Raw genomic sequence first — 26,430 nt, forward strand, 5'->3', positions numbered from 1 at the left:
AGTCCGCAACTACCGTCCTTTGTTACCGATTCGCGTCAAGCCAAGCTATAGCTAGCTCAGCAGCAAAAGCGACTCTCCGTTTAGCTGTTGAGCGCTTCTAGAATTGCGTTGTTATAGATAATCCGGCCCGGAGTAGTACGGATAAACTGGGAAAGTATCTCTCCCTCAGCTGTTTCCCTGACGCGACGTTCTCTGTAGAATTTAGTCACCGTGCCATCTGATGAGCGTTCTTCTTTGACGACTTCATTGTCTGGTACTTCTGTCTCCACTGTGCCTTGAAAGCGCACCCATACTTTGGAGTGCAAATCTACTTGCTTTTGCTCATAGGCTTTGATGGCGTCTTCCATGGAAGAAAAGTGACGCTGAGTTTCTGTACTAGCTGCCGGGTTGTCTGCGGTCATGTAATAGCATCCCAGAACCATATCTTGGCTAGGAGCGACAATCGGGCGGCCCGTTGCTGGTGAGAGGATATTGTTAGAAGCCAACATTAGCAGTCGTGCTTCTGCCTGCGATTCTAAAGAAAGAGGGACGTGAACCGCCATTTGGTCACCGTCAAAGTCAGCGTTGAAGGCTGGGCAAACTAGGGGATGCAGCTGAATGGCTCTGCCTTCTACTAAAATTGGTTCAAACGCTTGAATTCCCAAACGGTGTAGCGTTGGTGCCCGATTGAGCAGAACTGGGTGACCAGCAATCACTTCCTCTAAAACATCCCAGACACTGGGATCACCACGCTGAATAAGTTTTTTTGCCGCCTTAATATTATTGACTAAGCCTTGGCGAATTAAGCGATGGATCACAAAGGGTTGAAACAGTTCAATCGCCATCTCACGGGGCAAACCGCACTGGTGGATGTTGAGTTTGGGGCCAACAACAATCACGCTTCGACCTGAGTAATCTACCCGTTTACCTAAGAGGTTTTGCCGGAAGCGTCCCTGCTTGCCTTCAATAATGTCTGATAGAGATTTGAGTGGTCGGTTGTTAGCCCCAACTACGGTGCGTCCCCGTCTTCCATTGTCAATTAGAGCATCTACTGCTTCTTGGAGCATCCGCTTTTCGTTGCGGACAATGATTTCTGGAGCCAGAATTTCCTGCAAACGTGCTAATCGATTGTTACGGTTGATTACTCGTCGATAGAGGTCATTAAGGTCAGAAGTGGCAAAGCGACCACCGTCTAACTGAACCATCGGGCGTAAGTCCGGAGGAATTACCGGAATCACGCTCAATACCATCCAATCCGCCATCGAGCCAGTGCCAATAAAGTTGTCAACGACTCGTAAACGTTTGATCAGCTTGGCGCGTTTTTGACCTTTAGAGTTAGCAATGTCTTCCCGGAGGCTTTCAGCTTCGGAATCTAAGTCTACATCCTGCAAGAGCCGCTGTAGTGCTTCTGCACCTATACCTACCTCTACACCAGTCAATTCAGAATCTTCAGCATAGAGTTGCTCTTCTATTTCCAGCCACTGATCTTCGGTGAGTAGCTGTTTATAGCTGAGGTTCTCGGCATTGCCAGGATTGAGTACTACATAGGCGTTGAAGTAAACAATCTGTTCGACATCTCGCAGAGGCATGTCTAACAGAATACTCATGTAACTGGGAATACCCTTGAGATACCAAACATGAGCTACTGGTGCTGCCAGTTTGATGTACCCCATCCGGTGGCGTCGTACTCGTGACTCTGTAACCTCTACACCGCAGCGTTCGCAAACAATGCCACGATGGCGCACCCGTTTATATTTCCCGCAATGGCATTCCCAGTCTTTTGCTGGTCCAAAAATGCGCTCGCAGAAAAGCCCGTCCATTTCGGGTTTTAGGGTGCGATAGTTAATCGTTTCCGGCTTAGTAACTTCACCCACCACTTGGCCGTTAGGGAGGGTTCTTTCTCCCCATTGACGAATGCGCTCGGGAGAGGCAATACCGATTTTTACGTAGTCAAACCGCTGTTCTTGCTGTTGTTTCATAATTTCGTCCTTAGTCCTCAGTACTCGGTACTCAGTCCTCAGTTATCAGTTATTGGTCTTTAGCCTCCCATAAGCCGGATGACTAAGAACCAATAACTAATAACTAATGATTTTTAGACTTCCTCCTCTTCAAGTTCCTCGCGGTTTAAAGATTCGTAAGTAGGCCTCGATGGTGTCCTGCGTCGATCCGCATCTGCCATCAAATCAACTTCTACATCACGGCTGCTGCCATCTTCTGCGTTTTCTACTTTGTGTACAGCAATGTCGAGTCCTAGAGACTGTAGTTCTCGCATCAAGACCTTGAAGGATTCAGGAGTACCCGGACGCGGAATTGCCTTGCCCTTGACGATGGCATTGAGAGCTTCATTGCGACCTTGCATATCATCTGACTTGACTGTCAGCAATTCTTGGAGTGTATAAGCTGCACCGAAAGCTTCCAAAGCCCACACTTCCATTTCTCCGAAGCGCTGACCGCCCTGTTGGGCCTTGCCGCCCAGAGGCTGCTGCGTCACGAGAGAGTAAGGACCTGTAGAGCGAGCGTGAATTTTATCGTCTACTAGGTGCACCAGTTTCAACATGTAAGCTTTACCAACCGTGACGGGTCGGTCGAAGGCTTCCCCGGTACGACCATCAAAGATTTTGCTTTTACCTGGGTTTAAGGGGTCAAAGGCCCAATCTTTGCCACTTTCTTCACTGGCTTGATCTAGTTTGCCGTGAACTGTGCTGCGGGATGACTCTTCCCCATACATTTCGTCAAAAGGCGTCAGCTTAAATCGAACACCTAAGTTTTCACCGGCCCAGCCGAGTAAGCATTCAAATACCTGACCAACATTCATCCGGCTAGGTACTCCCAAAGGATTGAGAACAATGTCCAGTGGTGTGCCATCCGGGAGGTAGGGCATATCCTCTACCGGCAAAATCCGGGAAATAATTCCCTTGTTGCCGTGGCGTCCCGCCATTTTATCGCCTACCTGGATTTTGCGTTTTTGAGCTACGTAAACTCGGACAACCATATTGGCTCCCGGCGGCAATTCATCCCCTTGCTCGCGAGTGAAGACCCGGACATCAACAACGCGTCCTTTTTCTCCGTTAGGTACACGCAGGGAATTATCCCGTACATCTCTGGCCTTTTCACCAAAGATTGCCCGCAGCAGTTTTTCTTCTGGCGGCTGGTCTGACTCTCCCTTCGGAGTTACCTTACCAACCAGGATGTCGCCTGCTTCTACCCAAGCACCAACACGAATAATACCGGTTTCGTCCAACTGACGCAGGGCATCTTCCCCGACGTTGGGAATTTCGCGAGTAATTTCTTCTGGTCCGAGCTTGGTCTGACGCGCCTCAATTTCGTACTTTTCAATGTGGATACTGGTGTAGACATCATCGATCACCAGTCGTTCGCTAATCAGGATAGCGTCTTCGTAGTTATAGCCTTCCCAAGGCATGTAAGCTACCAAGATATTTTGTCCGAGGGCTAGTTCACCACCTTCGGTAGCAGAGCCATCTGCCAGAACCTGACCAGCAACCACGTCATCGCCATCGAAGACTAAAGGACGTTGATTCAAACAGGTGTCTTGGTTTGAGCGTTGATACTTTTGGAGTTCGTAATGGCTCTCATGACCTTGGTTATCTCTGATAACAATTTTCTCGGCATCCACATAGCTGACTTCTCCGTCGCTACGTGAGACCACGACCATACCTGAGTCTCTGGCTGCTTGAGCTTCCAGTCCTGTTCCTACTAAGGGTCGCTCGGGTCGCAAAAGTGGCACAGCCTGCCGTTGCATGTTAGAACCCATCAGTGCTCGGTTGGCATCATCATGTTCCAAAAAAGGAATCAGTGATGTTGCTACAGAGATGATTTGCACCGGGGACACAGCTACATAGTCCACCTGATCAGGTGTTGTTGTAGTGAATTCTTGGCGATAGCGGACTGGTACCGACTCGCCCAAAATATAACCCTCTTCGTCTGTCGGAATGTCTCCTGGTGCTACCCGCAGGTCGTCTTCCTCATCAGCAGTCATGTACAACGGGGGATGGTCTTTAATCACTCGCCCATTGTCTACTGGGTAGTATGGGGTTTCAATAAAGCCATAGGAGTTAACCCGAGCATGAGTTGCTAAAGAACCAATTAGACCAGCATTTGGTCCTTCTGGTGTTTCAATTGGGCAAATTCGCCCGTAGTGGGAGGGGTGAATATCCCGAACAGCAAAACCAGCTCTTTCCCGCGTTAGACCGCCTGGTCCTAGGGCAGAAAGACGCCGCTTGTGCGTCAACTCTGCTAAGGGGTTGGTCTGATCCATAAACTGGGACAGCTGAGAGGAACCAAAAAACTCCTTAATCGCGGCTACTAGAGGCTTAGGATTCACTAGTGAGGCTGGCGTCAAGGTATCGGCATCAGAAACTGTCATCCGTTCCCGGATAATTCGCTCTAGGCGGTTGAGTCCTACACGTACCTGGTTTTGCAGCAGTTCACCGACTGAACGCACCCGCCGATTTCCTAGGTGGTCAATGTCGTCTGTACTGCCCACATCAAACTCTAGATTGATCAAGTAATCGATCGCCGCCACAATGTCTTGGGAGGTCAATACTCTTACTGTATCTGGCACATTCAGTCGCAGTTTTCTGTTGATTTTGTAGCGACCAACCCGACCAAGGTCATAGCGTTTTGGGTCAAAAAAGCGTGAATCCAGCAACTGCTGACCACCACTCACAGTCGGTGGCTCCCCTGGACGCAGCTTGCGATAAAGCTCCATCAAGGCTTCTTCTTCGCTAGGATTACCCTCTTTGTCAAGGGTTTTCTGGTAATAGTCTGGGTGTCGCAGGGCATCAATGATCTCGTTATCCGAGAGCCCTAAAGCCTTCAAGAGTACCTGTGCTGATAATTTTCGGGTCTTGTCGATACGAACCCACACCAAGTCGTTTTTGTCAGTTTCAAACTTCAGCCACGCTCCTCGGTTAGGAATCAGTGAAGCACTGTAGGTACGGCGTCCGTTTTTATCAGTTTCTGACTTGTAGTAAACTCCGGGGCTACGAACAATTTGGTTAACAATTACTCGTTCAGCACCGTTGATAATAAAAGTCCCTCGGTCTGTCATCAGAGGTAAATCTCCGATGAAGACTTCTTGTTCCTTAATCTCGCCCGTTTCCTTGTTAATCAGGCGCGTGGGTACATACATTTGTACCGCGTAGGTGCTGTCTCGCCTCTTGGCTTCATCGACGTCATACTTGGGTTTCTTGAGCTTGTAGTTTTGACCCAAAAAGTGCAGCTCTAGCTTACCTGTATAGTCGGTAATCGGTGAGAAGCTGTTGAGTTCTTCGATTAGCCCCTCTTCCAGGAACCAGCGAAAGCTGGAACGCTGAATCTCCACTAAATCAGGCAACATATAGGCAGGAGCAGTCTCAAGCCGAGCGGGAGGAGCGTAAATCTGATTAATCATGCGTCTGATGGTGATTTAGAGAATGAGTAACTTGATCAAGGGGAGACTGTCTTAGATAGGGATTACATCAATGAATCTAGTGATTTAAGACACTTGAGTTATCAAAAAAAACATTTGCCTCCAAAACCTGAAATTTAAGTGTAGGGGGTCAAAGGAGCCGCTCCACTCAGCAAGTTGAACAGTTGGGATATGCCATACTTAGGCATAGAGGGCGATTACTAGAGATAGTTGGCGGCTAAAGCCAATCCTTTGCTAGCTACTGAAACTTTCCGACTTTTCCTGGTGGTGGCGACGAAATGGTCTGGTTGAATGACTACTGTCTCAGACTAGGAGTTCGATGGCAATAAAATTTAAGGGTTTCTAGCAGTAAAGGCACGATTATCTATGCCCTTCAGGTCGCAATTTGCTTGCTGTGATTTTTTAGGTGGATGCAGTGATAGCAAATTAAATCAATTGAATGCAGCGGAAATTCTTCCATGATAACTCCATATTTATTATGGCGCACAGAAACTTGCTTAGAAAGTGAGAGACACTTAAGAGCGAGTTGGTTGCACCATGGCACAATTCCACTAAAGTAGTTTCCCTTGGCAGGACTCTAGTGTCGGGTGTAGGATTAGCTAGAACGTTAAAGACGATCACTTTCAATTTTCTCAAGAGCCAGTCTTTGACTCTTCCTGAAGTTCGCTGGGTAGATCAAAACCAAACAAGCAACAAGCATTCTGTGTTGTGTGGCTAGCCAGCTCTTCCTTGGAGATATTGCGCAGATTAGCAACACATTCTGCTACATATTGGACATAAGAAGGTTCGTTACGCTTACCTCGCTGGGGAACTGGTGCCAAAAAGGGGCAGTCTGTTTCAATTAGCAGGCGATCGCTTGGTACCATCATCGCTGACTCTTTAATCTGTGCTGCTCCTTTAAAGGTCACAATGCCACTAAAGCTAATGTAAAATCCTAAGTCTAAAAACCACTGTGTCTCTTCAGGAGTACCTCCCCAGCAATGCATGACACCTCTTACGGAACCGTTACTCTGCCAAAATTCTTCCAATAAGTCTCGCATGGGAGAAGCGGCTTCGCGGCAGTGGATAATCACGGGTAAATCTAACTCTTGGGCAATCGCTAGTTGGCTGGCAAAAACTGCCTTTTGCTCTTGATAATTTTCGGCTTTGAAGAAATCTAGCCCTGTCTCGCCAATTGCCACTACTCTTTGATCAGCACGGGCTAAGGATAAAATCTGTGCAGCCATTTGGGGTGTCCATTTCTGAACATCCAGGGGATGCAAACCAACTGAGAAGGACAGTTCAGGGAATTGATCTGCCAACGCTTGTATGCCAGCATACTCAGCTGGCTCTACGCAGGAATGCACTAACCTTACTACACCAGCTCCCCGCCATCGGTCTCGCACTGCTGACCGATCTATGTCAAAGACGTCAAAATTAATATGGACGTGAGTGTCTACCAACTGCATCGGCACTATGCTACTGCCTATGTTCCACAACTAACTAAAATAGGATTTCCCCACAAAAGCTGTTAAACTCAGCGCTTGAGAAATCTCTACCAGGGTACTTTAGCTGAAATAAAGCTTAAACTCCCGTTACCCCCTGTCTAAATTCCTGGTTTTTTACTAGAAGGCAAATTGCTGTAGGGAGAAGCTTTTGTACTCTCTTGCAGTTTTTTATTCATATTCACACTATATCCCAACCCGAAGATTAAGAGCTGCGCCCTAACCTGTGCGGGTTGGATATACCAACTGGTTATACTAAACTTTCCCCTCTTAACTTGCTCACCTCTCTTGCTTGTTTTTTAGAGACGCTTGCTTTCTTCTTTGAGGTCAACTTGAGCAAACTTAGAATATTTTGACCGACGAACAGCCCTGCTTTTAGGTTAAGACTCCTGTTGTTATGAGCATGGCGCTATAACCATTTCCTAACAACAGGAAACACCTTACCTTCTCTTCTAACCAAAGGCTATTGATTGAGCAAAGCCCACTTCATATTGTGTTCTCTTTACCCAGACTCAACCTGTACAGTTTTGAAGACTAACAAAGTTTTTGGGCAGTTCTAATGCCTCGACTAGGAAGCTGCGGACTCTGCCGAAGCAGGGTTAAGTTTTGTTTCTACAAGTTTCAGCCTTTTAGCCATGCGGGATTTTTTGCGGGCTCCATTGTTAATATGTAGCACCCCCCGCTTCACAGCTTTGTCAATTTTGCTGTAAGCTACTTCCATCTTTTGCCTTGCTGCTTGCAATGATTCCGGACTCGGCTGACTTCCGTAATCCTCTACGGCAGTAAGGTAATTCTTAATCAGGGTCCTCACTGCTGACTTGTAGGTTCTATTACGAACTCGATTGCGTTCGTTGATTTTTATACGCTTGAGTGCTGACTTGCTATTGGCCACAGTAGTTTTTAGGAAAGCTCGCTTTCGATAACAAACAAAATACCTGAATAATCAATATAACATCTATCTTGAAAGGATGACGACCCCAGAAAAATCCGGGTTAAGCTATAGAAGAGTGAGTCTGGGTACGATTTGCTCCTCTACTAGAGAAGTCTCGTTGACCTAGTCTCAAACGGGTAATAATACCTAACGATAGGCACTCCGACTCCATGCTGCGAATCATTACTCAGCCAGCTGAGGCACAAACGGAACTGCGGCGGATCTGCGACCGTACGTCCCAAGATGAAATTGTTCATAAAGAGGCAACGGTGCGGGAGGTCTTACATACAGTAAAGCGCCAGGGCGACAAAGCACTCCTGCACTACACAGAGGAATTTGACCAAGTCTCCTTGAGTCCTGAGCAACTGCGTGTTAGTGGGACGGAATTGGACGCTGCTTACCAACAGGTATCCAAGGAATTACTCGATGCAATTCGTTTGGCAACACGACAAATTGAGACCTTTCATCGACAGCGAGTTCCCAAATCCTGGGTACAGTTCGGTGACGACGAAGTTGTCTTAGGCAAGCGCTACACACCAGTAGACATGGCAGGAATTTACGTTCCTGGTGGCAGGGCTTCTTATCCTAGCACTGTACTGATGAACGCCATTCCAGCAAAAGTGGCTAAAGTCCCTCAGATTGTCATGGTGACGCCGCCGGGAGCTGGCAACAAAATCAATCCAGCCGTCCTAGTAGCAGCTCAGGAAGCTGGGGTACAGGAGATTTACCGGGTAGGTGGTGCTCAGGCAATCGCCGCTTTAGCCTATGGCACACAAACAATTCCCAAGGTAGATGTGATTACCGGGCCAGGCAATATTTACGTTACTCTTGCCAAGAAACTAGTTTATGGAGCGGTGGGGATTGATTCCCTCGCTGGCCCCTCAGAGGTGCTGGTTATCGCTGATCACGCCGCCAACCCCGTTTACGTGGCTGCCGATTTGTTGGCACAAGCAGAGCACGATCCCATAGCAGCAGCAATTTTGATCACGACTGATACTCAGCTAGCACAACAAGTGCAAGCTGAAGTCAAACGGCAACTTATAGACCATCCGCGAAGGCTACTGACGGAAAAAGCGATCGCTAACTACGGCTTGATTGTCGTTGTTGATTCGCTAGAAACCGCGGCTCAACTCTCTAACGAGTTCGCACCAGAACACTTAGAACTGGAAATTACTGAACCTTGGGACTTACTGGAAAAAATCCGCCATGCTGGTGCAATTTTCCTGGGGAACTCAACCCCGGAAGCCGTAGGAGATTACTTAGCGGGGCCCAATCATACTCTTCCCACCTCCGGTGCTGCTCGCTATGCTTCTGCACTGGGTGTCGAAACCTTCATGAAGCACTCCAGCTTGATTCAGTATTCCTCCAGTGCGCTTAATAAAGTTTCTGGTGCGATCCAAGCATTAGCACAAGCCGAAGGTTTACCTTCCCACGCTGACTCTGTGCGCTTGCGCACCCAGGGTAATCTAGAAGATTAGTAGAGTGGTTTTACTCATTGCCGCAATGCTTTACCTACTGCGCTGTTGCTCTTAAGTAGTCGATATCCTTGTTGTCCACCCTCAATTTCAATTCCCTCAGCGCGCATCTTGGCTACTAGTCGCTGAATTTGCCTAGTTCCGGTATTGGTCAACTTAACCAGTTCTGTTGCTTTAATCCACCAATTGTCAGGATTATCACCCTGTGATCGCTCTTTGAGATACTCATAAATGACTGGTGCAGCACCCCCGGCTCGAATAGCAGGGTGAAGGCGAGCCGTTGCAGAATCCGGAAGCGGCTTTTGTCTACGGCTCATCGTCAATTACCTCAAGCCTCAACCGCAATTAAGCCAGCACGACGTCTCATCATTTCTTCATAGGTGAAGCGATAAGCCCAGAAGTGAGCCCCCTCATAGTCAGGGCTATCGGCGAAACGCTTCAAAACCCACTCCCCTCTGTAAGCGCGATCGCCTTTAGAAGCAGCATAAGCATCAACCATACCCCAGACATGGTATCCCGTATGTTCGTTCTCTTGCGGTGGGCGCACCACGACACCTGGATAAGCCTGAATTGCCATCATCATGGTGTAGGAGTCTGGAAAATTGAGAGAAACCTTAGAAGAAACGACCACTGGCGTGCCATCGGCTAGGGACGGTGGTAAGAGGAAATCAGGATAATTGCCTGAAGCCAAATCCTGCACTAGCTTCCAAGTTTCTTTAATCTTGGTAAATTCCGGTGCCACAGACTTTCCTTGCCGAGAGCTAGCTTCCAGATGAGTAGCGATCGCTTTACTGCTGTTGAGTAGAGCTTGGTAGGTTTCTTCGGTTACAATTCTGTATTTCATTTTTTCTTAAGATTTCCCTACTTCTAAGTATACGACATTTAATGTCGGGGGTAGAGAAAAACTCGGCAAGCTAATTGAATTAGGTTTTATGATGTTGTGATCGCTGATTATTGCAACAATTAAGTCAAATTAACTCCTCGGTGACTACTCGACGCAGAATCTCCGTTACTTCTGCTGCCATCCTGGCATCAAGCTCTTTTGCTTCCCTGTCTGGGTTATTAAGATCCTTGGCTGCTAGTAATGCCATGCTTAGAGTTCTCAGCTTGGCAGGCTTGCCTTCAGATTTGGGACGTTTATCTACAAACTGCACCAAGGCAACATAGACTATTTCATACCTGTCCCTAATGCTGCTGCGTCCGTTGCCCAGTTTAGAGATAATCACTGGAGATCTAATTACACTCTCCAAACCCAACTTATTAATTGCCACTTCAACGTAACGTGCAGCATCCTTACCCATAGCCCTGACAACACTTTCCAGGCTATCCCACTGTGCTCCTGGCAATCGTCCTTCCTGGAAAAAATGATGATGCCATCCCAGCATGGAAGCAAAGCGAGCCAGATCATATAAGGAGATAGAATTACTACCTCGATGATTTGGAGAACCCGCAGTTAACACTACCTTTTTTAGTTTTTGGTCAAACAATTGTGGTGATTGAATAAAAGGAAGCTGACCATATCTGCCACGGAAAGTTAGATTTTTATTACCAGTAATGTTTTTAACCCAATCCTCCAAATTTTCCGGACTGTTGAATTGTTTAAAAGTAACACCCAAAGTATTAGAGTTAGCGATTTTATTTTGATAACTAGTGATATCTGCTGCTAGCTGATGAAAGGGAAAACCTCCTTGACTGCCCACTGCTCGCACCAGACAGTTATCAATGTCAGTTGCTGGGGAATTCGAGTTAACTTGAGAAACCACATTGAGAAGAGGAATAATTTTCGTCGAACTCCAGCATTCAACATTACTCAGGGCATTTCTGCCTAGCCAACGAGCCTGAATTTTACCCTCAACAAAAGAGCCAATACAGATGCAAGCTTGCTGAATTTCCTGATGGAGAAAATTGAGACCAGTTTCATCAATTTGAGGTAATTCTCCCAGCCTCGGATAGGGGTTGAAGCTCACTGTTTTGTTAGTACCAGTAACCGTAGCCGTCTTGCCCAAAGAAATAACCTCTATTTCGTCGGGCTTTTCCTTTAAACGATCTGGATAAAATTTAATTTCTTCTTGGTAAGGTGAGTTATTAATACCTCGATATAAAAACGCGACACTACCCAGAGACAAACCCTGTTCTTGAGCAAGAAATTCATTAAATGTTTTTCCTCGATCTTTAGCTTTTTCTAAGAGGAAAGGAACTGCATCAACGTTGAGTAATGCCTGGGCAAATCTTTGATCAAATACGCCAGTTTTCATATTAGGAAGACTCTGAAGATTACAGAATTCAATCAGTGAAGCCTCCGTGCGTGGGCCGTATTTACCATCAATCCATCTGCCACCAGGATATAAACCGATGGCGCTAAGCCTGATTTGAATCTCTTCAAGTAATTGTGCATTAGCTTTGAGAGCATTCAAAGCGATGGTAGTATTTCCCTTAAGGTCTTCCAGGCGTAAAGGTACTAAACCAACCATAAGCAGTGTCTGAGCAAACCGTTCATCAAATATCCCCGTTCTCATATTGGGGAGATTCTCAGCATTGCAAAATTCAATCAATGCTGCTTCTGTTCGGGGACCATATATTCCATCGATTAAGCTCCCACCAGGATATAAATTTAGGACATTGAGCTTAGTTTGTATCTGTCTAACCAACTCTTGATCAGCTTTCAGGGTAGCCAAAGAGATGGTAATGTTTCCCTTTATGTCTTCGAGGCGCATTGTTGTATATTACTTATGGTGGGATGTTAAAAAAATTGCCCATTGGCAAACGCAAAAACCTGATAATTAACCGGGGGCTATGGCATTAATTTGTGGTTAAATATTACTAATAAATTCCATGGTAGTGAGTAGATTTTTTAATAACGAATACGGGGATCAATTAAGGCATTAATAATGTCAATTGCAATACTTGCTAGCACCACAATTGCCGCGAAAAATACCATAATTCCCTGAACAGTATCATAATCCCTTAGAGAAATTGCATCATACAACCGGTTGCCTAAGCCTGGCCAGTCGAAGGTTACCTCCGTTAATACAGCTCCACCGAGCAAAGCTGCAAGAGTCAGTCCTAGAACTGTAATTACTGGAATCATCGCATTTTTTAAGGCGTGGGCAAGGACAATTCGCCTTTCAGGAATGCCGCGAGCTCTCGCCGCTTCTACATAATCTGCCTTGAGAGTTTGCTTAAGATTTACCCGCACAATCCGCTCAAAAATGCCACTTAAAAGAATGCCCAGAGTGATGCTAGGTAGAGCAAGATAGTGTAGAGAAGTAAAAAACTGGCTCAGATTAGCGCTGAGTAAGCTGTCAATTGTGTAAAGCCCCGTGTAGTCTTCTGGTGCGGGCAAACCAATCGGGAAGCGCCTCCCCAAAGGAAACCAGCCTAGTTGTACTGAGAAAACTAATTGCACAATCATTCCTACCCAAAACAGAGGCAGTGAGTAGGTAATGATGCCAAACAGGCGTCCCCCAGCATCCCAAGCAGTGCCACTGTGAGTGGCTGCCAAGGTGCCGACGGTAATACCAACCACAAAAGCAACTGTCATACCGCACACCGCCAACTCCACTGTTGCCGGGAAATGTTGCTGAATTATCTGCCAAACCTCTTGGCCCTGACTGGTCATGGAGGAGCCTAAATCCAGACGGAGTAAAGCTCCTAGGTAACGGATGTATTGCAACCACAAAGGTTCTGATAGCCCCAATCTTTGGCGATACTCCTCCTTAACACTATCTGGGGCACGATTTCCCAAAACTGCGTCTACGGGATCTCCTGGCGTTGCCCTGAGTAGCAGAAACACCAATGTTGTAATTGTCCACAGCATCAGAGGAGCTAGCAGCAGACGCGTCATGATGTAATACTGTAAGGCTTTGGCACGAGACATAGGCAGAGTGTCAGGCTTTGCTAAATTGAATAATACTTTAATCTCTGAGCCGCAATTAGCTATACTTCTTCGTTATGGCTAAGATTTACCGTCCTCACGAATTTGCCAAACGAATAGGCAAGTCTACTACCACTCTCCGGCGCTGGGATAGAGAAGGTAGACTCAAAGCTAAGCGTACGCCAGGAGGACACCGATTTTATGACGAATCAGATGTTCGTCGGGCTTTGGGTATCGAACCGCCTCAGAGAAAGACAGTAGTTTACTGTCGGGTATCTGGCACTTCACGAATTCAACTCGGGGAGCTTAAATCTCAAGAAGAGGCGATGCAACAATTTTGTTTAAGCGCTGGCATCGTGGTAGACAAATGGATCAGTGAAGTTGGTAGTGGCATGAACTTCAAGCGCCATAAATTCCGGGAAATTATGTCAGAGATTGGTAGGGGTGAAATATCAAGACTAATTGTTGCTCACCAAGATCGTTTAGCGAGGTTTGGGTTCGATTACTTTGAGTTTTTTGCCTCCGAGAAGGGCTGCGAAATTCTTGTAGCTAATCAAGAGCCGTTATCACCACAGCAGGAAATGGTAGAAGACTTGATCAGTATAATTCAAACATTCAGTGGAAGACTTTCTGGCCTTAGAAATTGTCAAAGTTTAATCGAGAAGGTTATCCAAGAATAATGGCATGAGCAACTCTAAAGCACTCTGGGGTTGTTCAATATCGCCCTGTTTATTTTTTATCATTGATTGTAACTTCTTTCGAGAGATGTCTAAACCAGGTAAAGTATAAAGCAATTGAAAGTAAAATAAACAACAGCAGCAGCCATCCAAAGTTATCCCAGCGTTTCATAATTAGCATCATTCCTGCCAGAAATAAAATTAATTGCCAGGGAATAGCTATTAATGTAGAGAGAATATCTCGTTGGTTTTCTACTTTGATTTTTGCCTGAATATTTGTTGGGAGCCTTCGGCTAACTGGCTGCCAAAAACCAAATGGTCTAGTGACTCTGTAAAAATTGAACATAACTTCAGGGTCAGTTGCTGGAGTAAAAATTGTCCCCACGATACATCCTATTAACGAACACACACTAGGAATTAAAAATAGGGCATATTCTTGAAATTGCAGGTTATTGAAGTTAGGCAATATTACTACTTTAGTTAGTATTGCCGCCATCATTCCTACTAGTGTGCCAGCGGCAAACCCATAGCCATTGAAGCGCCACCAATACCATCTCAGGAGTAAAGGAATATAAAGTCCAGCACTCAATCCCAGAGTTAGCCATCCCCAAATATCGTTGATGTTCGTAATATTGAAACTAAAAAGCAATCCTGACACCACAATTAGAATAGATGCCCAACGACCTTGGGCGATAAGTTGTTGGTTAGAAGCCTGGGGATTGATATAGGCTTGATAAATATCTTTTACCCAATAAGCAGCACTAGCGTTGATAATCGAGTCAAAAGTAGACATTGCTGCTGCCATAAAACTAGCTACTAGTAATCCCTTGATGCCTATCGGGATATAGGCGGCAATTACTGTAGGTAAAACCAGTTCTGGATCAGCAATTACTTCGTTGGTAATGCCGTAATGGATACCGAGTACAGCAAAAGCTGTAACCAAAGGCCAACGAAATGCTAGTAAGAAGATCCAGAATAAGGAAAGTAATCCAGCTTCGCGATCGCTTTTGGCAGCAAAATATCGTTGAATAATATAGCCGCCCCCGCCGCTAAAACCTTCCATAATGGTTTTCAATGTATAAAAGAAAATGACTCCACCCAGCAAATTAAATATGGCATATTGCCCCGGCAGGTCAAGTTCCATTTTGGGCCACATACTGCTCCAATCCGCGAGAGTGGTGGTAATTTGTTGAAACTTACCATCTCCCAAGGGAAGAGAAACCGTAAATTCAGCAGGTAAAATAGCAGTTTGTAAAGCAATTACGCAGACATAAATAATTGCAATAAAAATCAAGATACCCTGAAATACATCTGTCCAAATTACGCCGTAAAAACCACTGACAGTGGTATAAATTAGAGCCATTAAAATTAGAAAAATTGAGGCATAACGGTCATCAATGCCTAGAAATTGCCCAAAGAATTTCCCCCCTCCAACCGAGAAGTAACTAACAGCACCAATAGCAAAGACAATATTAGCAAAGGCACTGATAATTCTGGCAGTATTACCTTCACGTCCTGAACCAAAACGCAAGCGCATCCATTCAGCTAAAGTCATCACTTTAGCTCGCCTGTTCCACTTGCCCATAAAAGTCATCAAAATTGCCATAATTAAGACAACTCCACCACGGATTTCAATAAAAAATCCCTGACTTCCTAAGGCATAGACTAAAGCCGTAATCACCATCGTGCCAGCGAGATCAGTATTAGAAGCCATCCCAGAGGCACCTAAAGCCCACCAGGACATCTTGCGATTTCCCAGAAAATATGAGTCTATTCCCTGAGAAGCTTTTCGTTCGAGAATTACTCCAAAAATGACTATGGCTATTAAATAGCAAATGACAATGGCATAATCAATTAGATGCATAGCAAGATAACGGCTTAGAGTTGCTCTGAAAAGCCGATATTAGCAGAAAAACCACAGGTTAAACCTGTGGGGCTTCAATTATAATTTGTGGATAGCTTCTCAGCTAGGTTGCTTTCTTAATGTCCCAAAGAGGTAACTGCTGAATTGGATCTAGCTTAAATTCCTCAATTCCTTTTTGGACAAAAGCATATTCTTTTGGTTGCCATAGAGGAATTACAGGAACATCTTTAGCTAGTAGTTCTTGTATCTCGACAAAAATTTTCTGACGAGCTTCAGGATTTTGTTCAGCGCGCTGCTGTTCAATTAGCTGATTCATACGATCGCTATAGTAAAATGAACCCTGGCTTTTACTAGCTCCCTCTTGACAACCCTCAGCTTCTGAACCTCTGGTACAACTCACCAAGGGGTGGATGAAGTTGTCAGGATCGGCAAAATCAGGATACCAATCTACTAAAGCGCTCTGATAAATTCCTTTGCCAATGTTGCCAAAGAAGTTGGCTGACTCTACAGCTTGTGGCTGGATTTCCACCGTTCCTTCTAGTTCCTTGGCTGCATATTCTCTCAGCAGGCTGGCAACCTGTTGCCGAGTTGCAGAACCAGACGGATACCAGATTTCAAATGTTAAGGGATTTTCCTTGCTAAATCCTGCTTGAGTGAGCAGTTCCTTGGCTTGGGAAATATTGCCATCACCGTAAGTTGTTTCAAAAGTTGGCTGAGAAACTTCAAAGCTAGTAGGAATCAGGCTGAAGGCTGGCTGTGCCTGATTTCTGAGAACACGCTCATTGATCAGTTTACGGTTGATCAGCGCCGCGATCGCTTGTCTTACTTCTGGTTGTTTAAATGGCTCTAGCTGCGTATTAAGTACCAAATAGCTGACATTATTGCTTGGGGCATCAATCACTTGCCAGCTACCGGATGCTGCCTGATCTTGCAGACTGAGGATTTGGTCTGGATCTAGGCTTTGATAAGCAATGTCTACGGCACTAGTTGTGATGGAACTAAACAAATTAGCAGAACTGGTGAGGATTTGAAAGTCTAGTCCTTGGTTTGGGGGTTTTTCTCCCCAATAGCCTTCAAAAACGTCAAGCCGAATCGAGTCTGGTTTAAAGTCAACCAGCTTATAAGGGCCAGTCCCGACAAACTTTGTCGGTTGGAATTTACCACTACCAATCTCATAAGCTTGAGGAGAGACGGCACACATTCCTGAAAAAGCTAATAGGGAAGGAAACGCAGCAAAAGAATTCTTGAGTTTGATGGTAAGTTCGTACTCCCCAGATGCCTCAACAGAGTCCACTACATCTACTAGTAGAGAGGAAGGTTTGCCACCATTTTCCATAAACCGCTTCAGGGAAAATGCCATTGCCTCGGCACTAAAGGGCGTCCCGTCATGAAAGACAACCTCTTTACGTAGGGGAATCGTATAAGTTAGACCGTCTTCACTTATTTTAGGTAGTTCTGTAGCCAGTTGTGGTACTAGTTCCGAGGTGCCGAGCTTGTAAGTGTAGAGGCGATCGCCCAAACTGTAGAGAATGTTACTTGTCGCTAACTCATAAGCATCTGCTGGGTCAAGGGTTCTTGGCTTTAAGGTTGTGCCGACTATTAACCGGCTGCTCTGACTAACGCTAGGACTAGGTGAACTTGTCTGTTCTGTAGTTGAGCGATCACCACAACTAATCACTAGTAAACAGCAACAGACGGACAGAGCCAGTAATTTGCCAATTGACCGCCACTGTTTGCGGTACATCTGAAACCTGTTGATCATGTGCATAGGGATTTTTAAGCTTGGCAATTACTCACCACTAACTATCTTGATCATGGAAACTAGAGTATTGATATATATAGCTTCACTTAGTTACTCTAATCAATAGACATCTCCAAAAAAGAACCTGAAGCCCTCCTGCTGCCTGAGCCAAAATCTAATTTCTGGAGAGGTCTAATAGTTAGTTAATGGTTAATTTAAAATAGAAAATAGTTAATAAGACTTGTTAAACACCCAATTTTTAGGCTAGATGGAATTGATTAAAACCCATCTATATCTAGATATATACGGAAGCCTTAGTCATCATCGACTAATTCAATAAGCTTAGACTTTATAGTTCAAACTCAGGCATTAACTGTAGCATACCTAATCCTAGTTCCTTTGCTGAGAGCGATCGCGTCTCAAATAGAGCCATAATGTCCCGAGGCTGGGGATTACCGCCAGATGCGCCTTTGAGTCCCCTGGCAATGATTAAACCACAATATCCTTGAATTTTTTTACATCGCTGATCCCACTTTTGGCGAGCAGCAATGTGGGTAGGGTCGGCTTCAGGAAATTCGCCAAATAGATACAGAGTGCTATTTTGAGTCTGGAGAATTCCTAAATCATAACCCTCACCTTCCACGGGATCTTCTCCCGGATTGAAGCAAATACCCTTAAGGCCACCCGCTGTTTGAATTTGCTCAATGAGTACTTTAGCTTTGGGGCGAGTGGTTTGAATTAAAATCACAGGCATGCCCTCTCCTGCTTCCTTAAGGTTCATCGACTGATAGCAATCAACACCGGAGCGCAACTTGGCGACACTTTCCCAAGGAATCATACCCAAGCTAAGAAAGGCATCTTTTGGCACCAAGTCATCTCTTAGGGGTACGGAAATGTCGGATTCATCAAAATCTTCTTCAACGGTTAAATCGACCATTTCTAACAAATCCGATGCCAATTCGGGGAGAGTGGCAACTTTAACGGTAGCTGTAGGCTTTAACTCACCATCTAAGGGTATAGGTATGCGGTAACGCTTATTAATTACTGGAAAGTTGTTGTGGACTAACTGCCGATAGGAAGCTCTTAAAAAGCGATGAAGTGCTTCCAGGGCAACGTAGACTGCGATTGCTTCTTCTTCATACAAAAAGGGTCGCATACCTTCAAAAGGATGTACCGCTCCAAAGCCAGGAATAATTTCTGACACCGACAGGTCAGCTAAGTCAAATTCATCGTTTTCTTCATCATCTTCTGAGTCATCATCAACTTTGCCAAAAGTTAGAAACAAGCAATCTTGTCCTAAGAAAGCCTTTTCCATTGCCTCAAAAGAATCCTGAGTTAATACTGATGCTCGAAATCTTTGCAGAGAATCGAGAGAGCGATAGAGCAATACTCCATACTCCATACCCAGCATGCCCATCACTGAAGCATACAAAGTTCCCACATCCCATCGGTTTAATTCAATTGAGATGATATTGTGGTCAGCTAGCAGTTCCCAGGGGGCATAATTCCAAATTTCATAAGCTTTGCTCAGCAAAAGGTCTGCATACTGGGGAGGTAGCTGGGGCTGTCTGGTGGCAGCAATTTCCTCAAAACCGCGAAATAATTCGTCAATTAGGGGCAAACCTGGAACATAATCAATGGCAATTTCTAATTCTTGCAGTACACCCCGCAAAAAAAACTGAATTTCTCGATCTCGAACGACGATTTTCGCTGGTCTTGCTGGTCTTCCAGGACTTTGGGGATATTCCATTGCTCTGAGCAAGGCGCGAACAATTGCCTCTGGTCCCATGTCAGGTGAGATCACGTCCATAGACCGCACAATTCCTTCAGAACCATCCACCCAAATAATACATTCACTGCTACCTTCGGCAGTCTGTTCCAGACCATCCGATAAAGTTGATAAAGGACGACGGTCACCCTCCCAAACACTAGAAATCTGTTGTAAATTTTTGAGACGACGACAGGTAGTTTTATTGAGACCAGACATATCAGGTAGCTTGCTTTGAGTGCGGAAAGGCTGACCGGGAACAGTCAGTTTTTGGGTGGATACTCCTATTAAACCTCAATAATTTCCAGGCTGTTCCTTTATTATTAATGTCGTCGCTTGGCAGTTTTTATTTACCTTGTTGTTGAAAAGCGAATTCACTACTAAGCCGATAATATCGATAAACTTGGTACTGTAGAGTGGAAGACTAAACTCACTTATACGAAAGATTAATTAGGAGTCATAAACTACTAATGACACAAGCAACTCAGCCACAACAAAAAGGGATACAACTGACAGAAGCCGCCCTCCAGCATGTTTTGGCCCTGCGAGAGAGTCAAGGAAAAGAACTCTACTTGCGGGTTGGTGTGCGCCAAGGCGGTTGTTCTGGTATGTCGTACATGATGGATTTTGAAGAAGCCAGCAAAGTTAGAGAAGATGATAACGTCTTTGACTACGACGGTTTCAAAATCATCTGCGACCCGAAAAGCATACTTTATCTCTACGGCCTGGTACTCGACTACAGCAACTCCATGATTGGTGGTGGTTTCCAATTTACCAACCCAAATGCTGCTCAAAGCTGTGGCTGTGGTAAGTCTTTTGGCGTCTAAGGCAGGTTAATTGCACTGTTTTTGGTTCCAACAGAAAAGCGACTGCTGATGACTAAGCTAGGGTAAGCCGTGGTCGCTAATCTCAATGGCTCGGTTTTCAATCTTGCCAGATCCAAATTGAGCTGGGTCTGGTATATTTTTTGCTCAGTGGCAAATTGCCGCTAAATCTAGCAGAATTAAATTAACAACTATCCATGACTGAGTCCCCTAACTCCCTTTTCGATCTTGGCTTAGAACGCTATAAAGCCGGTGAAGGCCCGGATACACTGGTTCCTGTTTTCCAAGAAATATGTGAGCGTTCTCCGAAAAATCCTGTAGCCTGGAGTTGTCTGGCTTGGCTATATTTGCTCGAAGATAAATCTCCGCAGGCTTATAAAGTAGCTCTCAAAAGCGTGAAGTTAGCTCCCAATGCTCCTCAAGCACAAATTAATCTGGCTCTTGCCATGCTAGAGACGGGCAAAACCGGTGTTCGGAAACACATCGACATAGTTAAACAGCAGATAGCGATTGATCCAGAACTCCGAGATGAAGTATCTGAGAGTATTGAAGATGGCCTCAGCAGAAAACCTCAGTGGGATAGCTTAAATCGCGTCAAAAATTGGCTATTTGAGATGTAAGGAGTGCCAATTGGTAGCTGATCAGTAAATGTTCTGCCTCGATATACTAGATAGTAGTTAGTGGTGAACTGTCTGTTTTCGGAGTGATAGCCAAAGTCTTAGTAGCTTTCTGACATGGTTATTTTTCAGACCGATGGGAGTGAATTCCTTAGCCTTATCGCTCAACAACATTTACTTGATTTACAGTTGTCTGTATGACTTTTTCCAAAAAAACACTGGTTGGTCTCAAGGCAGATCAGTTCCGCCATCCCCTAGACTTGCAAGCAACTAAATCTCTCAAACAGTTGCCTGGTCTCGACTTGATGGTAAGAAGTCTGCTAGGCTCCGTAGCGGAACAGTTTTTTCATCTTAATAATATAGCCGCCAGCGTGTTGGTGAGTGAAAAGCAACTGCCGCAGCTTCATAAGTTGCTCCTAGAAGCCTGTCAAACTTTAGATCTAGAGCCGCCTCAGCTATATGTACAGCAAAACCCGGTTCCTAATGCCTATACTTTTGCAATGCGGGGCAAACAGCCTTTTATTGTCCTGCATACTTCCTTGATCGACATGCTAACGCCGGAAGAAATTCAGGCGGTAATTGCTCATGAACTAGGTCACCTGAAGTGCGAGCATGGAGTTTACTTAACACCCCTCAACATTATTGTTGTCGCCGCCAGTTTAATACCCAACTGGGGAACCGTAGTTGCTCAAAGTCTACAGGAACAGTTGCTGGAGTGGTTGCGTTGTGCGGAATTTACTTGCGATCGCGCGGCGCTGTTGGCAACTCAAAACCCTAGGGTAGTGATGTCTGTACTCATGAAACTAGCTGGCGGTTCCCCTACACTGGCACCACAACTCAACCTAGACGCCTTTATTGAGCAAGCTAGGGCTTATGATGCCATTAGCAAGACAGAGCTGGGCGAATTGCTCAAATCAGCGCAGACAGCACAACTGAGTCACCCAGTGCCAGTACTACGGGCGCGGGAGATTGATCGTTGGGCTAGTTCTCAAACTTATCAGTCCTTGTTAGAACAGCCACAAGTTGGCTATAATAAGAAGGTTGCCTCCAAGGGCGGATGGCGAAATTGGTAGACGCACTACACTCAAAATGTAGCGGCCTTTGGTCGTGAGAGTTCGAGTCTCTCTCCGCCCACTCTCCAAAATCCTGGACAGCCGGGCTTCCAGGTAGATTAACTGGGAGCCTTGTCCTATAGGTTAAAACTAGAGAAAGGATTAGATTCTGCATCTGAGAAGTTATAACTAGAAAATTTTTAATTTAGATTTTGCTCAAGGAGAAAACAATAATGGTAAAGCGGCTTAAACGCTGGGAATCACCCCGCAAAGAAGGGAGAAATGATAAAGGTAAAGGTGGATCTGCCAGACGCAGACAGCTCAAAAAACAAACTCAAATGCTGCGTCGGAAACTCAAAGATAATCCCAAAGGGCATAATCACAATCAGCAAAGGGGAAGAGATATAAGTTCTCTTCCCCCTATTTTTTGCTCAATTTAAAAACAGCATTGAAACCGGATAATTGAGGTCTAAGGAAGGATTATTGCCCTGCTTCTGCCTCAGAAATGGACTCAGGAGCCTTGACTTTACTCACATCTACACTCAGAGCTTCTAAGCGTGCTTTGATTTGTGGCGACATCGATTCTTGAACACGTCCCCCAAGTTTACTGCCGAAAAAGTCTTCAATTGCTGCCGTTACTGCCAGTCGATTATCTTCATTTCTAAAGCCATGTCCCTCGTTGGGTGCCACCAAATACTTCACATCACGACCTAAATTACGTAGAGCAACCACAATTTGATCGGACTCTGCTTTCTTGACACGCGGATCATTTGCCCCCTGAATTACTAGTAGTGGAGCTTTAATTTCCTCGGCAGAAAAGAGAGGGGATTGCTGACGCAGGCGCTGCAACTCCTCGGGATTTTCTGGATCCCCGACGCGCAGTGTAAAACTTTTTTTGATGGGCAACCAGTACGGGGGAATTGCCTCAATTAAAGTGAGAATGTTCGAGGGACCAACGTAGGAAATACCTGCTGCGTAAAGGTCAGGAGTAAAAGCTAGACCAGCTAAAGTAGCATAACCTCCATAAGAAGCCCCAAAAATGGCAACTCGCTCTGGATCAGCAATGCCCTGCTCAATTAAGTATTTAACCCCGTCGGTGATGTCATGCTGCATGGCACCAGTTCCCCACTGCTTATTGCCAGCATTGAGAAAGGCTTTACCATAGCCAGTGGAACCCCGGAAATTGGGCTGTAGCACTGCATAGCCACGATTAGCTAAAAACTGAGCCATAGGATCATAACCCCACATGTCCCGAGCCCAAGGGCCACCATGGGGAAGGATAACAACGGGCAAATTACGTGCTTCAACGCCCTTGGGTGTCGTCAGGTAGGCAGGAATCTCTAAACCGTCGCGAGCAGTGTAGCGAATTGGACGCATGGGAGCCAAATCTTCGCTGGGCAGTTCTGGACGAGATTCGTAGAGTTTTTCGAGCTGGCGAGTCTCTCGGTTAAAGAGGTAGGTGGAACCAGGGTCAATATCCTGCTGAACCGTAACTAGAACTAGACGATCATCATCTGTGGTTGAATTTAAATAAAAATCCCCTGGTGGCAGTTCTTGCTTAAGGAAAGCCAGATCCTGGCCAAATTCTTGATTTTGGGGATAAATCCGCAAGCGATCGCCAATATAGTAAGTACCAATCAACTCATCCGTTGCTTCTGAGAAAATGGCACCTCCAAAATCAACTTCCTGCTCTGGATCGACCTCAACCAACTCGCTTTCTTGAGTTTCAGGATTGAATAAAATCAGGCGAGTTCGGTCTAGATCGTCTCCTTTGTTGGTTTCCATGTAGACGCGCTCGCCGTCTTTGTGAAAGCGGATCGGATAGCAGCTTTCCTCAAAATCACAGGTATACACAGGCTCTAAAGTTTCGCCCTCATCAACCCGCAAAATTTCCGTACCGCCATCCTCTGTCTGTCGCACGGCTAGGCGAATGTTGCCTTCTCGATCTGCCTTCCAGCTAGACACATTCTGCTCATTTTTGATCAATAGCTCCCGTTCTCCTGTGGTTAAATTCAAACGGTAAACGTCGTGTAGCTGTGGATTACGGTCATTAAGACCCACAATAATGTAGTTAGGTGTGGTCTCTGGCACAGCATAGATGCGAGCCTGAAGATTATCGTAGGGCGTTAAGTCGCGGGCCTCAGGAGGTGAGGATTTATTGGCAGTAGCAGCAGCAGGATCAACGGCATAAAGGTGGAAGTTTTCGTTACCGCCTTTATCTTGACTGTAAAGAATATATTGTCCGTCTTCGCTCCAGAAGTAGGAGGGTACTGGTCTATCTGTATCTGCTGTAACCGGACGTGCTGCCTCGAAAGGTTGATCAAGGCGTTTTACCCAAACATTGAGTACATCATTGAGAGGCTTTTGAAATGCCAAAAATTTTCCGTCCGGTGAAAGCTTTGCGTTAGCAATTTGTGGGTTGCTAAAGAAAACCTCTCGGTCAATTAGAGGCGGCAGTTTTTCTAAGTAGTTGTTGTTTTGTACAGAGCTAGCAGTTTCCATTGCTGGCAATTGATTTTCCTCTTGAGCAAGAGCAGCATTACTGATCATGAGTTCTACAGAAGCAATCAGCAGCACTGCTGTAGTCCACTTGATCCATCTCATGAAATTGGCTCCTCTTTTTGACATTTATCGACTTATGGTTATGGTATGAATTTGGTAATCAAGCGGCACCAGTTGAGAGTGCTGAAAAGAAAGCTGAGAACACAATTCAGTTAACCCTTAAATCTTAGCCATTTTCCGCGCATCCGGTGTCATTGAAAAATACCGGAGAAGGCAACTAGGTTTGATTAGACCTCTTGCAAAAGTCCATTTTTACAACGCCAAATCAATACATTGAGAGGTTGGATTTCGCATTTATGCAAGAGGTCTATTAATCTGATCTGGATTAGGTAGCCAATTAATATCTCTATATATTGCCAGATTACAATTGAAAACCCGACCCCAACTTCATACAGTCAGCTCATCTAATTAGATGATATTAATTCATTCTCACGGTTCACCCAGGAGGAGGAATTGCTTACAGCAATTTTCACGGGTTATTAGGTGTTATACCAATTTAATTTGAAGCTGTGTGACACATATTATGGTTGATTTGTACAGGACTTAACTCCTCGGAACTGTGGGGGTGACTGACTAAAGCTTACCCCAACCAGCCAAGGAGAACCTATCTCAGCAACGATCGCTATCATGTAGCCTGTTGAGTCCGGTGACTGTCTCAACCTGAGTACTGCCCTACAGCAATTCCCTTCTCATAGATCCTGGACTCAAGTTATACACCAGGGAGAACATTACGTAAACGTTAACAAAAATATCAACCCTCCACACTTAGAACAGAAGCCGAGCAAGCCCAATGAGGAGGGGGAAGGGAAATAAACCGGAAAATTGTCCTATCGTCCAGTTGTTTTTCCGGACATAATCTACAAGTCTGAGAATAATAACCTAGTAATTAAACAATTAAACATTAATTAGAGAAAAATAAGAATGGACTTTATCGACCAAATTAAATCTATTTCTCAGCAAATTTCCAAACTCAGAGAACAAATTAAAACAGAAGAAGCGACCAAAAGCGCTTTTGTGATGCCTTTTATTAATGCTTTAGGGTACAACGTTTTTAACCCCATGGAGGTTTGCCCCGAATTTACAGCCGATGTGCCTGGATTAAAAGGTGAAAAGGTAGATTATGCAATCATCATAGATGGTAATCCCGCCATCTTGATTGAATGTAAGTGGTGTGGTGGCAGCTTAGAAAATCCCAAACACAGTTCTCAACTACACCGTTATTTTCATACCACTCTAGCAAAATTTAGCATCTTAACAAATGGCATTATGTATCGGTTTTATACCGATACAGAGAAGCCCAACATCATGGATGAAAAGCCTTTCTTTGAATTCAACATGTTGGACTTTAACGAATCCAGCATTAATGAACTTAAACGATTTTCTAAGTCAGGTTTTGACCCAAATGAGCTAGAAGACGTGGCACGAACACTACTTTATACGAATGAGATCAAGCGACTCATGGCTGAGCAGTTAGTCGATCCATCTCCTGAATTCGTTAAGTTCTTTGCCAGTCAAGTATATTCTGGTAGGCTTGTTGCCTCGGTTGCGGAAAGATTCACAGAGATTACTAAGCGTTCACTCAAGGAATTTATTAACGAACGCATTACAGCAACAATATCTGCTGTCATTAATGTAGAACCCCCAACCCCTTCAACTGAGGCTCAAGATTCAGAAACAGATTCCCCATCGGATATTGAGGGGATAGTTACGACAGAGGAGGAACTAGAGGCTTTTCATATTGTTAAGGCAATTTTACGTGAAGTTGTAGATATTGAGCGTATTCAGTATAAGGACACCAGAAGTTATTTTGGTATTAATTTGGATGGCAAGGCTTCAAAAACTATCTGCCGTCTTCGATTTTTTCCCAACAAAAAAAGTCTCGCTATTCTTGATGCTAGTGGCAAAGAAGCGAAGAAGCCTCTTTCAACCCTCAATGAAATTTATGGGATAGCTGAAATTCTCAAAGACAGAGCGATGTATCTAGCAAAAAATATTACCCTAGAGTCTGAAACTGCTGAACAGTAGCGCAGTGTCGTAAGTGGTGTGGCAGAATCAGGAATCTCTAACAGCAATGTGGGGCATCCCCGCCTGAATTAAAGAGGTCGCCTAGACCGAATTTCCTTCAGGCGAGGAGGATGTCAACCCTCAATT

19 protein-coding genes and 1 tRNA gene are annotated in these 26,430 nt (G+C 45.1%); 8 read left to right on the forward strand and 12 right to left on the reverse strand.

Annotation, left to right across the window (positions count from 1 at the left end; genetic code table 11):
- Positions 1-80 precede the first annotated feature (80 nt).
- The 4 genes from ACT7WV_RS22585 to rpsT all read right to left on the reverse strand — a co-directional run bounded on the left by ACT7WV_RS22585 (position 81) and on the right by rpsT (position 7,786).
- Entirely contained in the window at positions 81-1,958 is a 1,878-nt protein-coding gene (locus ACT7WV_RS22585; protein WP_445105032.1) for a DNA-directed RNA polymerase subunit gamma, read from the reverse strand.
- Positions 1,959-2,071: 113 nt separating this feature from the next.
- Entirely contained in the window at positions 2,072-5,392 is a 3,321-nt protein-coding gene (rpoB, locus tag ACT7WV_RS22590; RefSeq protein ID WP_445105033.1) for a DNA-directed RNA polymerase subunit beta, read from the reverse strand.
- 650 nt (positions 5,393-6,042) lie between these two features.
- Positions 6,043-6,858, reverse strand: a complete 816-nt coding sequence (locus ACT7WV_RS22595; RefSeq protein WP_445105034.1) for a TatD family hydrolase — start codon at positions 6,856-6,858, stop codon at positions 6,043-6,045.
- A gap of 604 nt (positions 6,859-7,462) precedes the next feature.
- Complete coding sequence (gene rpsT / locus ACT7WV_RS22600; protein WP_445105035.1) at positions 7,463-7,786, reverse strand: 30S ribosomal protein S20; 324 nt, start codon at positions 7,784-7,786, stop codon at positions 7,463-7,465.
- A gap of 209 nt (positions 7,787-7,995) precedes the next feature.
- On the opposite strand from rpsT, the gene hisD reads away from it, so the two are divergent.
- Positions 7,996-9,303, forward strand: coding sequence for a histidinol dehydrogenase (hisD, locus tag ACT7WV_RS22605; RefSeq protein WP_445105036.1), 1,308 nt, complete (start codon positions 7,996-7,998; stop codon positions 9,301-9,303).
- A 14-nt stretch (positions 9,304-9,317) separates the two neighbouring features.
- Here hisD and ACT7WV_RS22610 read toward each other — a convergent pair whose 3' ends face one another.
- The 4 genes from ACT7WV_RS22610 to ACT7WV_RS22625 form a co-directional block, all read right to left on the reverse strand.
- Positions 9,318-9,617: a hypothetical protein gene (locus ACT7WV_RS22610; protein WP_445105037.1), complete on the reverse strand. Its 300-nt coding sequence runs from the start codon at positions 9,615-9,617 to the stop codon at positions 9,318-9,320.
- Positions 9,618-9,628: 11 nt separating this feature from the next.
- On the reverse strand, positions 9,629-10,144 hold the full coding sequence (locus ACT7WV_RS22615; protein WP_445105038.1) for a hypothetical protein: 516 nt from the start codon (positions 10,142-10,144) through the stop codon (positions 9,629-9,631).
- Between the two features lie 124 nt (positions 10,145-10,268).
- Positions 10,269-12,014, reverse strand: a complete 1,746-nt coding sequence (locus ACT7WV_RS22620; protein WP_445105039.1) for a peptidoglycan-binding domain-containing protein — start codon at positions 12,012-12,014, stop codon at positions 10,269-10,271.
- Positions 12,015-12,151: 137 nt separating this feature from the next.
- Entirely contained in the window at positions 12,152-13,177 is a 1,026-nt protein-coding gene (locus ACT7WV_RS22625) for an ABC transporter permease (protein WP_445105040.1), read from the reverse strand.
- A 74-nt stretch (positions 13,178-13,251) separates the two neighbouring features.
- Here ACT7WV_RS22625 and ACT7WV_RS22630 point away from each other — a divergent pair, with 74 nt between their 5' ends.
- Complete coding sequence (locus ACT7WV_RS22630) at positions 13,252-13,854, forward strand: IS607 family transposase (protein WP_445105041.1); 603 nt, start codon at positions 13,252-13,254, stop codon at positions 13,852-13,854.
- A 49-nt stretch (positions 13,855-13,903) separates the two neighbouring features.
- On the opposite strand, the gene ACT7WV_RS22635 is transcribed toward ACT7WV_RS22630, so the two are convergent.
- The 3 genes from ACT7WV_RS22635 to ACT7WV_RS22645 all read right to left on the reverse strand — a co-directional run bounded on the left by ACT7WV_RS22635 (position 13,904) and on the right by ACT7WV_RS22645 (position 19,443).
- Positions 13,904-15,715 (reverse strand): sodium:solute symporter family transporter, encoded by a 1,812-nt coding sequence (locus ACT7WV_RS22635; RefSeq protein WP_445105042.1) that lies wholly within the window; start codon positions 15,713-15,715, stop codon positions 13,904-13,906.
- A gap of 103 nt (positions 15,716-15,818) precedes the next feature.
- A complete protein-coding gene (locus ACT7WV_RS22640) occupies positions 15,819-17,483 on the reverse strand; it encodes an ABC transporter substrate-binding protein (RefSeq protein WP_445105043.1) in 1,665 nt (554 codons plus the stop codon).
- 322 nt (positions 17,484-17,805) lie between these two features.
- On the reverse strand, positions 17,806-19,443 hold the full coding sequence (locus ACT7WV_RS22645; protein ID WP_445105044.1) for a DUF6930 domain-containing protein: 1,638 nt from the start codon (positions 19,441-19,443) through the stop codon (positions 17,806-17,808).
- Between the two features lie 251 nt (positions 19,444-19,694).
- Between ACT7WV_RS22645 and ACT7WV_RS22650 the strand changes: the two genes are divergently transcribed.
- The 5 genes from ACT7WV_RS22650 to ACT7WV_RS22670 all read left to right on the forward strand — a co-directional run bounded on the left by ACT7WV_RS22650 (position 19,695) and on the right by ACT7WV_RS22670 (position 22,157).
- On the forward strand, positions 19,695-20,051 hold the full coding sequence (locus ACT7WV_RS22650; protein ID WP_445105045.1) for a HesB/IscA family protein: 357 nt from the start codon (positions 19,695-19,697) through the stop codon (positions 20,049-20,051).
- 194 nt (positions 20,052-20,245) lie between these two features.
- Positions 20,246-20,668: a tetratricopeptide repeat protein gene (locus ACT7WV_RS22655; protein ID WP_445105046.1), complete on the forward strand. Its 423-nt coding sequence runs from the start codon at positions 20,246-20,248 to the stop codon at positions 20,666-20,668.
- A gap of 194 nt (positions 20,669-20,862) precedes the next feature.
- A complete protein-coding gene (locus ACT7WV_RS22660; protein WP_445105047.1) occupies positions 20,863-21,738 on the forward strand; it encodes a M48 family metallopeptidase in 876 nt (291 codons plus the stop codon).
- Positions 21,717-21,799 (forward strand) — tRNA-Leu (locus ACT7WV_RS22665). Before ACT7WV_RS22660 ends, ACT7WV_RS22665 begins: the two co-directional genes overlap by 22 nt.
- Positions 21,800-21,950: 151 nt before the next feature.
- A complete protein-coding gene (locus ACT7WV_RS22670; RefSeq protein ID WP_445105048.1) occupies positions 21,951-22,157 on the forward strand; it encodes a hypothetical protein in 207 nt (68 codons plus the stop codon).
- 40 nt (positions 22,158-22,197) lie between these two features.
- Here the strand turns inward: ACT7WV_RS22670 and ACT7WV_RS22675 are convergent, their stop codons facing one another.
- The gene (locus ACT7WV_RS22675; RefSeq protein WP_463424292.1) at positions 22,198-24,219 is read right to left on the reverse strand and encodes a S9 family peptidase; all 2,022 of its coding nucleotides are present in this window, start codon (positions 24,217-24,219) and stop codon (positions 22,198-22,200) included.
- Positions 24,220-25,200: 981 nt separating this feature from the next.
- On the opposite strand from ACT7WV_RS22675, the gene ACT7WV_RS22680 reads away from it, so the two are divergent.
- On the forward strand, positions 25,201-26,304 hold the full coding sequence (locus ACT7WV_RS22680; RefSeq protein ID WP_445105050.1) for a type I restriction endonuclease: 1,104 nt from the start codon (positions 25,201-25,203) through the stop codon (positions 26,302-26,304).
- The last annotated feature ends 126 nt before the right edge of the window (positions 26,305-26,430 follow it).

The sequence above is a fragment of the Symploca atlantica LB2515 genome, from assembly GCF_052546295.1.

Bases quoted from the DNA above. Each gene is read 5' to 3' on its own strand.
- ACT7WV_RS22615 (WP_445105038.1), bottom strand. From the start codon at position 10,144: ATGAAATACAGAATTGTAACCGAAGAAACCTACCAAGCTCTACTCAAC.
- ACT7WV_RS22630 (WP_445105041.1), top strand. From the start codon at position 13,252: ATGGCTAAGATTTACCGTCCTCACGAATTTGCCAAACGAATAGGCAAG.
- ACT7WV_RS22655 (WP_445105046.1), top strand. From the start codon at position 20,246: ATGACTGAGTCCCCTAACTCCCTTTTCGATCTTGGCTTAGAACGCTAT.
- ACT7WV_RS22650 (WP_445105045.1), top strand. From the start codon at position 19,695: ATGACACAAGCAACTCAGCCACAACAAAAAGGGATACAACTGACAGAA.
- ACT7WV_RS22620 (WP_445105039.1), bottom strand. From the start codon at position 12,014: ATGCGCCTCGAAGACATAAAGGGAAACATTACCATCTCTTTGGCTACC.
- ACT7WV_RS22595 (WP_445105034.1), bottom strand. From the start codon at position 6,858: ATGCAGTTGGTAGACACTCACGTCCATATTAATTTTGACGTCTTTGAC.
- ACT7WV_RS22625 (WP_445105040.1), bottom strand. From the start codon at position 13,177: ATGTCTCGTGCCAAAGCCTTACAGTATTACATCATGACGCGTCTGCTG.
- ACT7WV_RS22640 (WP_445105043.1), bottom strand. From the start codon at position 17,483: ATGCACATGATCAACAGGTTTCAGATGTACCGCAAACAGTGGCGGTCA.
- hisD (WP_445105036.1), top strand. From the start codon at position 7,996: ATGCTGCGAATCATTACTCAGCCAGCTGAGGCACAAACGGAACTGCGG.
- ACT7WV_RS22675 (WP_463424292.1), bottom strand. From the start codon at position 24,219: ATGGAAACTGCTAGCTCTGTACAAAACAACAACTACTTAGAAAAACTG.
- rpoB (WP_445105033.1), bottom strand. From the start codon at position 5,392: ATGATTAATCAGATTTACGCTCCTCCCGCTCGGCTTGAGACTGCTCCT.
- ACT7WV_RS22610 (WP_445105037.1), bottom strand. From the start codon at position 9,617: ATGAGCCGTAGACAAAAGCCGCTTCCGGATTCTGCAACGGCTCGCCTT.
- ACT7WV_RS22585 (WP_445105032.1), bottom strand. From the start codon at position 1,958: ATGAAACAACAGCAAGAACAGCGGTTTGACTACGTAAAAATCGGTATT.
- ACT7WV_RS22635 (WP_445105042.1), bottom strand. From the start codon at position 15,715: ATGCATCTAATTGATTATGCCATTGTCATTTGCTATTTAATAGCCATA.
- ACT7WV_RS22660 (WP_445105047.1), top strand. From the start codon at position 20,863: ATGACTTTTTCCAAAAAAACACTGGTTGGTCTCAAGGCAGATCAGTTC.
- ACT7WV_RS22680 (WP_445105050.1), top strand. From the start codon at position 25,201: ATGGACTTTATCGACCAAATTAAATCTATTTCTCAGCAAATTTCCAAA.
- ACT7WV_RS22645 (WP_445105044.1), bottom strand. From the start codon at position 19,443: ATGTCTGGTCTCAATAAAACTACCTGTCGTCGTCTCAAAAATTTACAA.
- ACT7WV_RS22670 (WP_445105048.1), top strand. From the start codon at position 21,951: ATGGTAAAGCGGCTTAAACGCTGGGAATCACCCCGCAAAGAAGGGAGA.